This is a genomic window from Cellulomonas xylanilytica (genome assembly GCF_007989805.1).
GTDB lineage: Bacteria > Actinomycetota > Actinomycetes > Actinomycetales > Cellulomonadaceae > Cellulomonas > Cellulomonas xylanilytica.
Window position 1 is genome coordinate 260,575 of record NZ_BJUB01000003.1, and the last position, 13,572, is coordinate 274,146.

General features: G+C 74.4%; 8 protein-coding genes. 3 read left to right on the forward strand and 5 right to left on the reverse strand.

The window, feature by feature from the left end:
* Positions 1 to 19 precede the first annotated feature (19 nt).
* Entirely contained in the window at positions 20 to 598 is a 579-nt protein-coding gene (locus CXY01_RS06605) for an HhH-GPD-type base excision DNA repair protein (RefSeq protein ID WP_146926304.1), read from the forward strand.
* Here CXY01_RS06605 and CXY01_RS06610 read toward each other — a convergent pair.
* The 4 genes from CXY01_RS06610 to CXY01_RS06625 are packed head-to-tail and all read right to left on the reverse strand — an operon-like array spanning position 582 to position 7,572.
* Positions 582 to 1,349, reverse strand: a complete 768-nt coding sequence (locus CXY01_RS06610) for a coenzyme F420-0:L-glutamate ligase (protein WP_146926305.1) — start codon at positions 1,347 to 1,349, stop codon at positions 582 to 584. The two genes, CXY01_RS06605 and CXY01_RS06610, sit on opposite strands and share 17 nt — an antisense overlap.
* Positions 1,346 to 2,362, reverse strand: a complete 1,017-nt coding sequence (locus tag CXY01_RS06615) for a TIGR03557 family F420-dependent LLM class oxidoreductase (protein WP_146926306.1) — start codon at positions 2,360 to 2,362, stop codon at positions 1,346 to 1,348. The genes CXY01_RS06610 and CXY01_RS06615 overlap by 4 nt, the downstream gene beginning before the upstream one ends.
* Before the next feature lie 54 nt (positions 2,363 to 2,416).
* The gene (locus tag CXY01_RS06620; RefSeq protein ID WP_222594500.1) at positions 2,417 to 3,736 is read right to left on the reverse strand and encodes a M1 family metallopeptidase; all 1,320 of its coding nucleotides are present in this window, start codon (positions 3,734 to 3,736) and stop codon (positions 2,417 to 2,419) included.
* Positions 3,733 to 7,572: a Pls/PosA family non-ribosomal peptide synthetase gene (locus tag CXY01_RS06625; protein WP_146926308.1), complete on the reverse strand. Its 3,840-nt coding sequence runs from the start codon at positions 7,570 to 7,572 to the stop codon at positions 3,733 to 3,735. The genes CXY01_RS06620 and CXY01_RS06625 overlap by 4 nt, the downstream gene beginning before the upstream one ends.
* Positions 7,573 to 7,744: 172 nt before the next feature.
* Between CXY01_RS06625 and valS the strand changes: the two genes are divergently transcribed.
* Both valS and CXY01_RS06635 read left to right on the forward strand, forming a co-directional pair.
* Entirely contained in the window at positions 7,745 to 10,372 is a 2,628-nt protein-coding gene (valS, locus tag CXY01_RS06630; protein ID WP_146926309.1) for a valine--tRNA ligase, read from the forward strand.
* A 1-nt stretch (position 10,373) separates the two neighbouring features.
* Positions 10,374 to 12,176 (forward strand): AMP-dependent synthetase/ligase, encoded by a 1,803-nt coding sequence (locus tag CXY01_RS06635; RefSeq protein WP_146926310.1) that lies wholly within the window; start codon positions 10,374 to 10,376, stop codon positions 12,174 to 12,176.
* A 137-nt stretch (positions 12,177 to 12,313) separates the two neighbouring features.
* Here CXY01_RS06635 and CXY01_RS06640 read toward each other — a convergent pair whose 3' ends face one another.
* The gene (locus CXY01_RS06640) at positions 12,314 to 13,507 is read right to left on the reverse strand and encodes a baeRF2 domain-containing protein (protein ID WP_146926311.1); all 1,194 of its coding nucleotides are present in this window, start codon (positions 13,505 to 13,507) and stop codon (positions 12,314 to 12,316) included.
* Positions 13,508 to 13,572 lie beyond the last annotated feature (65 nt).

Consider the following 13,572-nt stretch of genomic DNA (forward strand, 5'->3'; position numbering starts at 1 on the left):
CTCGCGAGAGGATGCCGTCATGACTCTCTGGCTCACCGGCGACCCGAGCGCCGACCGGCTCCTCACCGACGACCCGTTCGCCCTGCTCATCGGCATGCTCCTGGACCAGCAGGTCACCATGGAGTCCGCCTTCGCGGGGCCGGCCAAGATCGCGGCGCGGATGGACGGTCTCGACGTCCACCGCATCGCGGAGGCCGACCCGGAGACGTTCGCCGCCCTGTGCGCGACTCCCCCGGCGGTCCACCGCTACCCCGGCTCGATGGCGGGCCGCATCCAGGCCGTGGCCGCGGCCGTGGTCGAGGACTACGACGGCGACGTCACGCGCCTGTGGACCGACGGGGACCCCGACGGGAAGACGGTCCTGAAGCGGCTCAAGGCGCTCCCGGGCTTCGGCGACCAGAAGGCGCGGATCTTCCTGGCGCTGCTGGGCAAGCAGCGCGGGGTGCAGCCGGCGGGCTGGGCGGAGGCGGCCGGCGCGTACGGGGAGCCGGGCTCGCGACGGTCGATCGCCGACGTCACCGACCCGACGTCCCTGAGCGAGGTCCGGGCCACCAAGCAGGCCGCCAAGGCGGCCGCGAAGGCTACGGCTGCTCCCTGAGCGCGTCCTTCCACCCCTGCGAGTAGGCCTCGGCGCTGCCCTGCTGGAACATGTCGTCGGCGCCGAGCCGCACGAGCACCCGCGCGCCCGGCCCGTCGTCGTCGGTGACCAGGTGGCCCAGGCCGCGGACGACGGCGAGCGGCCGCCCCTCGGCCTTGCCCTTGACCAGCTCGCCGGCGGAGGCGATCTCGTCGGCGACGGCCGCCTGCGTCATGACGAGCGGGCGGCCGAAGGAGTCGACCTGCCCGCGCAGGTCGTCCAGCACGACGAGCCCGGCGGCGCCGATGGCGATGTCGGCGACGCCCTGCCGCCAGGGCCGGCCGGCGGTGTCGGTGATGACGACGCCGATGCGGACCCCGAAGGCGTCCGACAGCCCGGCCCGGATGCGGCGCGCGGACGCGTCCGGGTCCACCGGGAGCAGCAGCACGGTGCCCTCGGGGGTGTTGGAGGCGTCGACGCCGGCCGCGGCCATGACGAGCCCGAGCCGGTTCTCCACGATCCGGGTGATCCCGCCTGCGTGCTCGCGGGTGGCGACGACGCGGACCGTCTCGTCGGTGATGGCCTGCTCGCGGTCGTCGGCGGGCACGACCCTGCCCTCCGCCTTCGAGACGACCTTGCTGGTCAGCACGAGGACGTCGCCGTCGACGAGCGGGTCGTCGCGGAGCACCCCGGCGAGCAGCCCCACGAGGTCGTCGCCGGGCGCGATCTCCGGGAGGCCGTCGGGAGCCCAGACCTCGAGGCGGGTGCTCATCGCACCAGCTTGGGCAGCACGTCCGCCCCGAACGTCTCGATCCACGCGCGCTGGTTGCGCCCGACGTTGTGCAGGTAGATGCGGTCGAAGCCCAGGTCGACGTACTTCTGGATCTCGGCGCGGTGCTTGTCGGGGTCCGCGGAGATGACCATCCGGCCCTCGAAGTCCTCGGGCCGCACCAGCTTGGCCATCTGCTCGAAGTCGAACGGCGAGCGGATGTCGGCCTTCGGGAACTTCATGCCGCCGTTGGGCCACTCGTGCATCGCGTGCGCGAGGGCCAGCTCGTCCGTCTCGGCCCACGACAGGTGGAGCTGCAGCACCTTCGGCATGGTGTCGGGGTCCTTGCCCGCCTCGCGCGCGCCCTCCTCGAACTTGCCGAAGAGGCCGGAGATCTTCTCCAGGGGCGCCCCGACGGTGATGAGCCCGTCGGCGTTCTTGCCCGCGCGCTTGGCGGTCACCGGCCCCGCGGTGGCCACGAGGATCTCGGGCGCGACCTCCGGCATGGTCCACAGGCGGGTCGACTCGACCTTGTAGAACTGCCCGGCGTGCTTGACGTCCTTGCCGGCGAGCGACGCCGTGAAGAGCTTCTTGATGATCTCGATGGCCTCGAACATGCGGTTGATCCGCTCGGGCGCCTCGGGCCAGTAGCTCGCCACGATGTGCTCGTTGAGCGCCTCGCCCGAGCCGAGCCCCAGCCAGTGCCGCCCGGGGTACATCGCGGCGAGCGTGGCCGACGCCTGCGCGACCATCGCGGGGTGCCAGCGGAAGGTCGGTGCGGTCACGCCGGGCCCGATGTCGCCGGTGGTGCGCTCGCCGAGCGCGGTAAGCACGTTCCAGACGAACGCGGCCTGCCCCTGCGCGGGGACCCACGGCTGGTAGTGGTCGGCCGCCATCACGCCGGAGAACCCGTGGGCCTCCGCGTGGACGGACAGCTCGACCGCCTCGGTGGGGTGGAACTGCTCGAGCATCGCCGCGTACCCGACCGTGAGGCCGTCCGCCGTGACCTGTGCCATCTACTGACTCCTGTGAGCGCGGGGTCCGCGGTGCTCCGCGAGGTCGTCCCCGAATCACCCTAACCGCGGGACCGTGCCGGATGATCCCGGGAGCTCCGGCAGCGCAGCCCGGTAGACCCAGTCCTCGACGAGCAGCGCGAGCGAACGGCCCGCCACCTCCGACGCGCAGGCGACGAAGAGCTCCGTGCTGACGGTCCCGTGCCGGTACCGGGCGGTCCATGTGCGCAGGAGCTCGACGAACACGTCGTCGCCCACGGTCAGCCGCAGGGCGTGCAGGGTGAGCGCACCGCGCTTGTAGAGCCTGTCGTCGAACATGCCGGCCGGCCCGGGGTCGCCGACGAGCAGGTCCTGCGGCAGACCCGCCAGCCGGGTCCGGGTCGAGCGCGCGTGCCGGTCCGCCGTCCACCCGCCCGACCGCTCCGACCACAGCCACTCCGCGTAGCAGGCGAAGCCCTCGTGCAGCCAGATGTCCCGCCAGCTGCCGACCGTCAGGCTGTTCCCGAACCACTGGTGCGCGAGCTCGTGGGCGACCAGCCGTTCCGACCCGCGTCGGCCGTCCATGTGGTTCGCCCCGAACACCGCGAGACCCTGGGCCTCCAGCGGGATCTCGAGGACGTCGTCGGTGACGACGACGGTGTACCCGGCGGCGAACGGATAGGGGCCGAACAGCTCCTCGAAGAGCGCCATCATCGCCGGCTGACGAGCGAGGTCGTGCTCGGCCGCGGCCAGCAGACGCGGGGGCGCGAGCAGCTGGGTGCCGTGCACGAGGCGCTGGTAGCGCCCGATCTGCAGCGTCGCGAGGTAGGGCGCCATCGGCTCCGGCTGGTCGTACACCCAGCGAACGCGTCCGGCTCGCGGCGTGCGGGAGACCAGCCGGCCGTTGGCGAGCACCTCGTAGCCGGCCTCCGCGGTGACCGTGAAGGTGAAGGCCGCCTTGTCGGCGGGGCTGTCGTGGCACGGGAACCAGGTGGGTGCACCGTCGGGCTGGCCGGCCACGATCAGCCCGTCCTCGAGCTCCTCCCAGCCGACCTCGCCCCACGGTCCGCGCGCGGGGTGCGGCTGCCCGCCGTAGCGCACCTCGATCGCCAGGCTCGTGCCCGCCAGCACCTCGCGTCCCAGCCGGATGGTGATCCGGCCGTCGCGATGGACCCACCGCTCGGGTCGCCGGCCGTCGACGAGGACGTGGCCGGCCCGCACCCCCTGCAGGGACAGCGACACCCGGTCGAGCGTGCGGGTGGCCCGCGCGTGGACGACCGCCCGGGCATCGAGCCGGTTGGTGGCCACGCGGTAGTCCAGCTCGAGCTCGTACCGGTCGACGTCGAGCCCGCCCGCAGGGCGGCCGGGCAGGTAGGGGTCCTCCGGCGGCTGCGTCACGCCGGGGACACCGGGTTGCCGGTCCAGCGGGACCCGGCGGGGATGGTGTCGCCGCGCAGCACGAGCGACGCGGGGCCGACGCGGGCGCCGTCGTCGAGGCTCGCCGCCGGCAGCACGACCCCGTGCGGGCCCAGGCTGGCGCCGCGCCTCAGCTCCACCGTGTCCATGCTCATGACCCGATCATGGAACACGTGCGTCTGCAGCACGCACCCGCGGTTGACCGTGGCGGCGTCGCCGAGGGTCACCAGGTCGGCCTCGGGTAGCCAGTACGTCTCGCACCAGACCCCGCGGCCGATGCGGGCGCCGAGCGTCCGCAGCCACACCGTGAGCGCCGGCGACCCGACGGTGGCCGGCCCGAGCCACGGCACCGCGACGACCTCCAGGAACGTGTCGGCCAGCTCGTTGCGCCAGACGAACGAGCTCCACAGCGGGTGGTCCCCGGTCCGCAGGCGGCCGACGAGGAGCCACTTGGCCGCCGTGGCCACGGCGCACGCGACACCGGCGGCGGCCAGCACGACCACCGGCGACAGGGCCGCGGCGGTCCCGAGCCCCCACCGTCCGAGCGCCGCCTGCAGGACCAGGAGGACCGCCACGCCGAGGCCGAACGTGCACATCACCGGCACGATCCGGCACAGCTCGACCAGGGCTCGGGCGACCCGTAGCCGGGTCGGCGGCGCGAAGGTGCGGGCGTCGTCGGCCTCCCCCGGCACCCGACGGAGCCGGACCGGCGGCGACCCGAGCCAGCTGGTGCCGGCCCGCGCGTCCTCGGGCGTGGCCGACAGCACGGCGACGAGGCCGCGCTTGGGCACCGCGCGGCCGGGCGCGATCATCCCCGAGTTGCCGAGGAACGCCCGCTTGCCCACCTTGCTGCGCTCGACGCGGAGCCAGCCGTGCCCGAGCTCGTACGAGCCGATGAGGGTGTCGTCGGCGAGGAACGCCCCGTCGCCCACGGTGGTCAGCGTCGGCAGCATGAGGGCCGTCGACGCCTCCACGTCCTTGCCGATGTCCGCCCCGAGCGCCCGCAGCCACGCGGGCGTCGCCATGCTCGAGTAGAGCGGGAACAGGGTCGTGCGGGCGTCGTCCATGAGGCGCAGCGTCGCCCACACCTGCCAGCCCGCCCGGCTGCGCACCGCGTGGTACCCCTCGCGGAACCCCAGGCCGAGCAGACGCACCGACACGAGCGTGACCACGGCGAGGACGACGACCATCGTGACCGCGGCGAGCGGGACGGCCCGCAGCGCGTCCAGTGCCGCCTCCGACCACGTCGTCGCGTCCCGCAGCCCGACCCCGACCACCACCAGACCGCACGCCGCGGCGACCACCGGCAGCGCCGCGAGCGCCGCGGCCGTCGCACCGTACGCGGCCACCCAGCGCCGGCCGCGGGGCGCCTTGTCGCGCGGCCAGTGCCGGCGCGCCGGCCCGTCGAACACCGCGGGCGACCCCACCCAGAGCTCGCCCGGCGGCACGGAGTCGAGCACCGCGGACCCGGGCGCGACCTCGGCCCAGGCGCCCACGCGGGTGCCCGGTGCGAGCGTGCTGCGCGTCCCCACGGTCGCGCGCTTGTCGATCCGGACGCGGCCCACGCGCAGGACGTCCCCGTCGAGCCAGTGCCCGCGCAGGTCGACCTCCGGCTCGACCGCGCACCCGTTGCCGAGCGTGAGCATCCCGGTCACGGGCGGCAGCGCGTGCAGGTCGACGTCGCGGCCGATCGTCGCGCCGAGCGCCCGCGCGTACTGCGCGGTCCAGGGCGCGCAGGACAGGTTCTCGGCCCCCGCGGCGGCGGCCCAGGACTCCGTGAACCACAGGCGCAGGTGCACGGACCCGCCGCGCGGGTACCGGCCGGGCGCCAGGCCACGGAGCAGCGTCCGCGCGACGAGCACGGTCGTCCCCATACGGCCCAACGGGCTGATGAGCACCAGCCACCCGAGCGCCACCCACCACCAGACGCCCGGCACGACGGGCACCCACGCGGCCCCGGTCGTCGCGACGAGCACCGCGTCGGCGGCCAGCAGCCACGTCAGCCACCGCAGGCCCACGAGCGCGGCGAGCGGGAGCGCGAGCACGGTCTGGACCGCCTGCGCCCGTACGGGCGTCGGTGCGACGACCCGCACCTCGGCGGCGACCGTCGGCTCGAACTCGTCGAGCCGCCGCGCCAGGTCCCCGATCCGCGGGTACTCGTAGACGTCGGCGACGGTCACGGTCGGGAACCGCGCGCGCAGGGCGCTCACCAGCTGCGCCGCGACCAGGCTCCCGCCGCCGGAGGCGAAGAAGTCGTCGCGCGGACCCGTCACGGCGACGCCGAGCGCGGCGGTCCACCGCTCGGCCACCCACTCACCCGTGGGACTCAGCCCGACGGCCGGTGCCGACTCCTGGTCGGCGCGTTCGAGCGGCCACGGCAGCGCGTCGCGGTCGACCTTGCCGGACCCGCGGGTGGGGATCGACGCCACGGGGGCGAGCAGCGGGACCAGTGCCGCAGGCAGGGTGCCGGTGAGGCGGTGCCGGGCGTCGGCGAGGTCCAGCTCGACCCCCGGCTCGGGCACCAGGTAGCCGACGAGCACCGACGTGCCCGCCGGGGTCCGTCGCACCGCAGCCGCGGCCCCCGCCACGCCGGGCAGACCGAGCAGCGCCGAGTCCACCTCCCCCAGCTCGATGCGCCGGCCGCCGACCTTGACCTGGTCGTCGGCGCGCCCGACGAAGACCAGCCCCGCGGGCTCGTACCGGACGAGGTCACCGCTGCGGTACGCCCGCTCCCAGCCGAGCCCGTCGGCGGGCGCGTACTTCTCGGCATCCTTGGCCGGGTCGAGGTACCGCGCCAGACCCACGCCGCCGATGATCAGCTCGCCCAGTCCACCCTCCTCGACCGGCGACCCGTCGGGCGCGACGACCGCGAGGTCCCACCCGTCGAGGGCGTGCCCGATCCGCACGGACCCGTCACCGGTGAGCAGCGCCGCGCACGCGACGACGGTCGCCTCCGTGGGTCCGTACGTGTTCCAGACCTCGCGCCCGTCCCCCACCAGCCGCGCGACCAGCTCCGGCGGGCACGCCTCGCCGCCGAAGATCAGCAGCCGGACACCGGCCAGCTCCTCGGCCCGCCACAGGCCGGCGAGCGTCGGGACGGTCGAGATGACGGTGATGCCCTGGGCCACCAGCCACGGGCCGAGGTCCATGCCGGTGCGGACCAGCGCACGGGGCGCCGGGACCAGGCAGGCGCCGTGGCCCCACGCGAGCCACATCTCCTCGCAGCTGGCGTCGAACGCCACGGACAGGCCGGCCAGCACCCGGTCGCCCGGGCCGAGCGGAGACCGCTGCAGGAACAGCCGGGCCTCCGCGTCGACGAACGCCGCGGCCGACCGGTGCGTGACCGCGACCCCCTTGGGGGCGCCGGTGGACCCCGACGTGAAGATGATCCAGGCGTCGTCGTCGACCGTGGGCCGGCGCGGCTCGGCACTGCGCCGCAGGCCGGCGAGGTCGCCCTCGGTGAGCACCCGGGCCACCCCGGCCTCCCGGAAGACGGTCTGCGCGCGCTCGTCGGGGTCGTCGACGTCCACGGGCACGTACGCGGCGCCTGCGGCGAGCACCGCGAGGATCGCCGTGTACAGCTCGGCGGTCCCCGACGGGATGCGAACGCCCACCCGGTCACCGGGGCCGATGCCCGCACCCGCCAGGCCGGCGGCGGCCACGCCGACCGCCGCGAGGAGCTCGCGATACGTCAGGACCGAGCTGCCGTCATCGAGCGCGGGGGCGTCGCCGTGCGCCGACGCGGTCGCCTCCAGGACGTCCAGGAGCGTGCGCGGGGCGGGCGCGAGGTCGGCACGGAGGAACCCCTCGGCCGTCATCGCCAGCCTCCCCGTCCGGTCGTGTGCTCCCGATCATGCGCTCACGACCCGGCGACTGGCGATCCTGCCACCCGGCGTCCGGCGAGCCGCGTCCTGGACGCGCCGTTCACCGAGTGTTCGTCTGATCGTCGACGGAGCCTCGACGCCCGCCGATCTGGGAAGATGTCGACCCATGAGCTCTGAGTCCCCGAACACGCCCGCCGCCCCCCTGACCACCACGGGCACGCGGCAGGTACCGGACCGGGTCTCCCTCGACGGTGTCGAGACCCGCTGGGACGAGGCGTGGACCGCGCAGGACCTGTACGGCTTCGACCGCACGGCCACGCGCGAGCAGGTCTACTCGATCGACACGCCTCCCCCGACGGTGTCCGGCTCGCTGCACGTGGGCCACGTGTTCTCGTACACGCACACCGACGTGGTCGCCCGGTTCCAGCGCATGCGCGGCCGCGAGGTCTTCTACCCGATGGGCTGGGACGACAACGGCCTGCCCACCGAGCGTCGCGTGCAGAACTACTACGGCGTGCGCTGCGACCCGTCCCTGCCCTACGAGGACGCGTTCACGCCGCCGTTCGAGGGCGGCGAGGGCAAGTCGGGTCCGCAGGTGCCGGTGAGCCGGAAGAACTTCGTCGAGCTCTGCGAGCGCCTGACCGTCGAGGACGAGCGGCTGTTCGAGGCGCTCTGGCGCCGGCTCGGCCTGTCCGTGGACTGGTCGCGGACCTACCAGACCGTGTCCGCGGAGTCCCGCGCCGTGGCGCAGCAGGCGTTCCTGCGCAACCTCGCGCGCGGCGAGGCGTACCAGGCCGAGGCGCCGGGCCTGTGGGACGTGACGTTCCAGACGGCGGTCGCGCAGGCCGAGCTCGAGGCCCGCGACTACCCGGGTGCGTTCCACCGGGTCGCGTTCCACGGTTCGGAGGGCCCGGTCTACATCGAGACCACCCGTCCCGAGCTGCTCCCCGCCTGCGTCGCGCTCATCGCGCACCCCGACGACGAGCGCTACCAGCACCTGTTCGGCACCACCGTCCGCTCGCCGCTGTTCGACGTCGAGATCCCCGTCCTGGCGCACCCGCTGGCCGAGCCCGACAAGGGCGCCGGCATCGCGATGTGCTGCACGTTCGGTGACCTCACCGACGTGCAGTGGTGGCGCGAGCTGCAGCTGCCGACGCGCTCCGTGGTGGGCCGCGACGGCCGCATCCTGCGCGAGACGCCCGAGTGGCTCGCCTCGGACGGCGCGCGCGCCCGCTACGAGGAGCTGGCCGGCAAGACCACGTTCTCGGCCCGCGAGGCGGTCGTCGCCGGGCTGCGCGAGACGGGCGACCTCGACGGCGAGCCGGTGACCACGCAGCGCAAGGCGAACTTCTACGAGAAGGGCGACAAGCCGCTCGAGATCGTCACCAGCCGCCAGTGGTACATCCGCAACGGCGGTCGCGACGAGGCCCTGCGCGAGGCGCTGCTGGCGCGCGGCGCGGAGCTGGGCTTCAACCCCGACTTCATGAAGGTCCGCTACGAGAACTGGGTCAGCGGCCTCAACGGCGACTGGCTGGTCTCGCGGCAGCGGTTCTTCGGCGTGCCGTTCCCGGTCTGGTACCCGCTGGACCAGGACGGCGAGCCGCAGCACGACGCCCCGCTGCTGCCGACCGAAGACCAGCTGCCCATCGACCCGTCCTCCGACGTGCCGGCGGGCTACACCGCCGACCAGCGCGGCGTGCCCGGCGGCTTCGTCGCGGACCCCGACATCATGGACACCTGGGCCACCAGCTCGCTGACCCCGCAGATCGTCGGCGGCTGGCGCACGGACCCCGACCTGTTCAGCCGCGTGTTCCCCATGGACCTGCGCCCCCAGGGGCAGGACATCATCCGCACCTGGCTGTTCTCCACGGTGGTCCGCTCGCACCTCGAGCACGGCTCGCTGCCGTGGTCGTCGGCCGCGATCAGCGGCTGGATCCTCGACCCCGACCGCAAGAAGATGTCGAAGTCCAAGGGCAACGTCGTGACGCCGATGGGCCTGCTCGAGGAGCACGGCTCCGACGCCGTCCGGTACTGGGCCGCCTCGGCGCGCCTGGGCACGGACGCGGCGTTCGAGGTCGGGCAGATGAAGATCGGCCGCCGCCTCGCCATCAAGGTGCTCAACGCCTCCAAGTTCGCGCTCTCGTTCGGTGCCGCCGACGAGCCGCTCTCGCTGGACCCCGCGCTCGTCACCTCCGAGATCGACCGCGCCATGCTGGCCGGTCTCGCGGACGTCGTGGAGAAGGCCACGGCGGCGCTGGAGGCGTACGACCACACCCGCGCGCTCGAGCTGTCCGAGACGTTCTTCTGGACGTTCTGCGACGACTACCTGGAGCTGGTCAAGGACCGCGCCTACGGCGAGCCGTCCGCGGAGACCGCGTCGGCCCGTGCCGCACTCGCGATCGCGCTCGACGTGCTCCTGCGCCTGTTCGCGCCCGTGCTGCCGTTCGCCACGGAGGAGGTCTGGTCGTGGTGGCGCGAGGGGTCGGTGCACCGCGCCCCGTGGCCCACCCCCGAGCCGCTGCGCACGTCCGCGGACCCCGGCGTGGTCGCCGCCGCGGGCTCGGCCCTCGCCGCGCTGCGCAAGGTGAAGTCCGAGGCCAAGCTGCCGCTGCGCACCGAGATCACGGCCGCCGAGCTGGTCGTGCCCGCCGCCATGCGACCGGGCGTCGAGTCGGCGCTGGGCGACATCCGGTCCGCCGGCCGGGTCACCGGCACGCTCACCCTGGTCGACGGCGACGGCGAGGCGTGCGTCGCGCGCGACGCCGTCCTGGTCCCGCCGGCGCCGAAGGCCTGACGTGCGCGAGTTCCGGTCGGACGCCCTGGTCGAGCCGGACCCGTCCGCGAGCATCCCGGGGCTGCTCTCGGACCGGCTCGCACGGGACCCGGACGGGGTGTTCGCCGAGCGGCTCGTCGACGGCGCGTGGGCGCCGGTGACGGTGTCCGCGTTCGTGGCGGAGGTGACCGCCGTGGCCAAGGGCCTGGTCGCACGCGGCGTCGAGCCCGGCGACCGTGTCGCGATCATGTCCCGCACGCGCTACGAGTGGACCCTGCTCGACTTCGCGTGCTGGGCGGCCGGGGCCCTCGGTGTGCCGGTCTACGAGACGTCGTCCGCGGAGCAGGTCCGCTGGATCGCCGCGGACGCCGGGGTCCGTCTCGCCGTGGTCGAGACCGCCAAGCACGCCGCGGTCGTCGCCCAGGTCCGCGACGACCTGCCCGGTCTGGCGGACGTGCTGGTGCTGGACGACGGCGCCGTCGACGCGCTCGTCGCCGCGGGGAGCGACGTGGCCGACGCGGAGATCGCCCGCCGCAGCGCGCTCGCGCGGGCCGACGACCTGGCGACGATCATCTACACGTCCGGCACCACCGGCCGCCCGAAGGGCGTCGAGCTCACGCACGGCAACTTCGTCGAGCTGACGCGCAACGGCGTGGCGGGCCTCGGCGACGTGTGCGCGCGGCCCGACTCCCGGACCCTGCTGTTCATGCCGCTCGCGCACGTGTTCGCGCGGTTCATCCAGGTGCTCTGCGTGCCGTCCGGCGCGGTCCTGGGCCACACGCCCGACGCCAAGCACCTGCTCGACGACCTCGCCGCGTTCCGGCCGACCTTCATCCTGGCCGTGCCCCGCGTGTTCGAGAAGGTCTACAACTCGGCCGAGCAGAAGGCGGGCTCGGGCACGAGGCTCCGGCTCTTCCGGTGGGCCGCGAAGGCGGCTGAGGACTACTCCCGCGCGCTCGACGGCTCCGGTCCCGGCGCGGCGCTCCGTACCCGGCACGCGCTGGCGGGACGCCTGGTCCACGGCAGGCTCCGCGCCGCGCTGGGTGGCCGCGCGCAGTACGCGATCTCCGGGGGCGCCCCGCTGGGCGAGCGGCTCGGGCACTTCTACCGCGGCATCGGCGTCGAGGTGCTCGAGGGGTACGGCCTCACCGAGACCACCGCGCCGACCGCGGTGAACCGCCCCGGCCTCACCAAGATCGGGACCGTCGGCCCGGCGTTCCCCGGGACGGCCCTGCGGGTCGACGACGACGGCCAGGTCTTCGTCTCCGGCCCGCACGTGTTCCGGGGCTACCGGCACGACGCCGAGGCGACCGCGGAGGCCCTCGTCGACGGCTGGTTCCGCACCGGTGACGTCGGCACGCTCGACGACGACGGCTACCTGCGGATCACCGGCCGGACCAAGGAGATCATCGTCACCGCGGGCGGCAAGAACGTCGCCCCCGCCGTGCTCGAGGACCGCCTGCGCGGTCACCCGCTCGTCAGCCAGGTCGTGGTGGTCGGCGACCAGCGACCGTTCATCGGCGCGCTCGTCACGCTCGACGCCGACATGCTCCCGGGCTGGCTCTCCAACCACGGCCTCCCGGCCATGTCCCTCGACGAGGCCGCGACCGACCCCACGGTCCTCGAGGCCCTGGACCGCGCCGCGGACCGCGCCAACGAGGCCGTCTCCCGCGCGGAGTCCATCCGCAAGCTGCGCGTGCTGACCACGGACTTCACCGAGGCGAACGGCTACCTGACCCCGTCCCTGAAGGTGAAGCGCGCCCTGATCCTCAAGGACTTCGCGTCGGACATCGACGCCCTCTACACCGACACCCGCGGCGACTGACCACCGCGACGTCCGCACTCCGACGGGTCCGACCCCTCAGGAGTGCGGACGTCGCGACCGACCGCGCGCGACGTCCGCACTCCGGCAGGTTCGACCCCGCAGGAGTGCGGACGCAGCGTCTCTGCTCGGCGGGGCGGCTACACCACCGTGCGGAGGCGGGCCTGGTCCGCCGACTGGGTGGGGACCGCCTCGCTCGGGGTCGAGTCGTCGGACCAGCGCAGCACCGCCCCGATCCCGTCGACGAGGTCGACCGTGCCGTTCTCCGCGAACGTCACGCCGGCGTCCTGACCGAGCGCAGCACGGACGAGCGCGACGTTGGCCTCCATCTCCCGGGCCTCGCTCACGCCGATCGACTCGAGGTCGCCCCGGCTGGTCGCCAGCTGCAGCGGCTCGGGACCGACCCACAGCGTCCGGTCGACGATCCCGGCGGTCTGCCCGTCGACGTGCAGCACGAGCTCGAGGACCTGGCCCCGTCGCAGCACCTCGATGACGTCGTCCAGCGCGGTCACGGCACCGTCACCACGCCCCTGCGCCTCGCGGAACCGGTCCAGCACCACCTCGCGGCGCCGGGCACGGAACTGCTCGAGCGCCTCGCCCACCCGCGCGTCGAAGGCGCCCTGGTTGACACCTTCCCCGCGGGACCCGCCCTGGACCTCGACCGTGAGCTCGCGTGCCTGCTGGCCGAGCGCCTCGCACACCAGCTTCACCTCGCGGACGTCCCCGGTGACGATCACGAGGTCCGGGCTCCGCTCCGCGACCCGCTTGTCGAGCACCGCGGCGACCGCCTCGGCGTTGCGCTCCCAGGAGTCCTCCGCACGCGTCTGGTTGCGCCGCTCGATCCCGGGAGCGCGCGTCTTGCGCACCGCGTCGTGCCCGCCCTCGACGGTCTCGGTCTCCGCACCCCCCGCGGTGCGGACGGTGCCCCCCGCGGCCCAGGTGAGGTCCGCGCCGGTGCGGTCCACCTCGACCAGCAGGTACGTGACGGTCTCGTCCGCCGCGCGCACGGCGGGCAGCAACGCCGGGGCCGGACCGAACACCGCGTGCGACTGCGCCGGCGGCTCGGCCAGGACCCGGTCGATCACGACACCCTCGGCGTCCGCGACCACGACCCGGCCGTGCGGGCCGCGCACTCCCGTGGGGACGGTCACCAGCTCGGCGATCTGGTCGAGCACCGAGGCCGACGCGCCGTCCCGCTCGAGGGAACGCCTGACGGGCTTCCACCGGTCGACGACCTCCGCGTCGTTGCTCGTCCCGGTGCGTGTCGCGTCCAGGTAGACGGTCGTGAACGGCGACGGCCGTCCGAGCAGCGGCTTGAGCCAGTGCAGGTCCATGGGCATCCCTCCGGGATCGAGATCCCCGGCGGCCGCACGTGCACTTCACCCCCGCGGCCCTGCCG

Coding starts and splice junctions, on each gene's coding strand:
- CXY01_RS06615 (WP_146926306.1), bottom strand. CDS start 2,362: ATGGCACAGGTCACGGCGGACGGCCTCACGGTCGGGTACGCGGCGATG.
- CXY01_RS06625 (WP_146926308.1), bottom strand. CDS start 7,572: ATGACGGCCGAGGGGTTCCTCCGTGCCGACCTCGCGCCCGCCCCGCGC.
- CXY01_RS06605 (WP_146926304.1), top strand. CDS start 20: ATGACTCTCTGGCTCACCGGCGACCCGAGCGCCGACCGGCTCCTCACC.
- CXY01_RS06640 (WP_146926311.1), bottom strand. CDS start 13,507: ATGGACCTGCACTGGCTCAAGCCGCTGCTCGGACGGCCGTCGCCGTTC.
- valS (WP_146926309.1), top strand. CDS start 7,745: ATGAGCTCTGAGTCCCCGAACACGCCCGCCGCCCCCCTGACCACCACG.
- CXY01_RS06610 (WP_146926305.1), bottom strand. CDS start 1,349: ATGAGCACCCGCCTCGAGGTCTGGGCTCCCGACGGCCTCCCGGAGATC.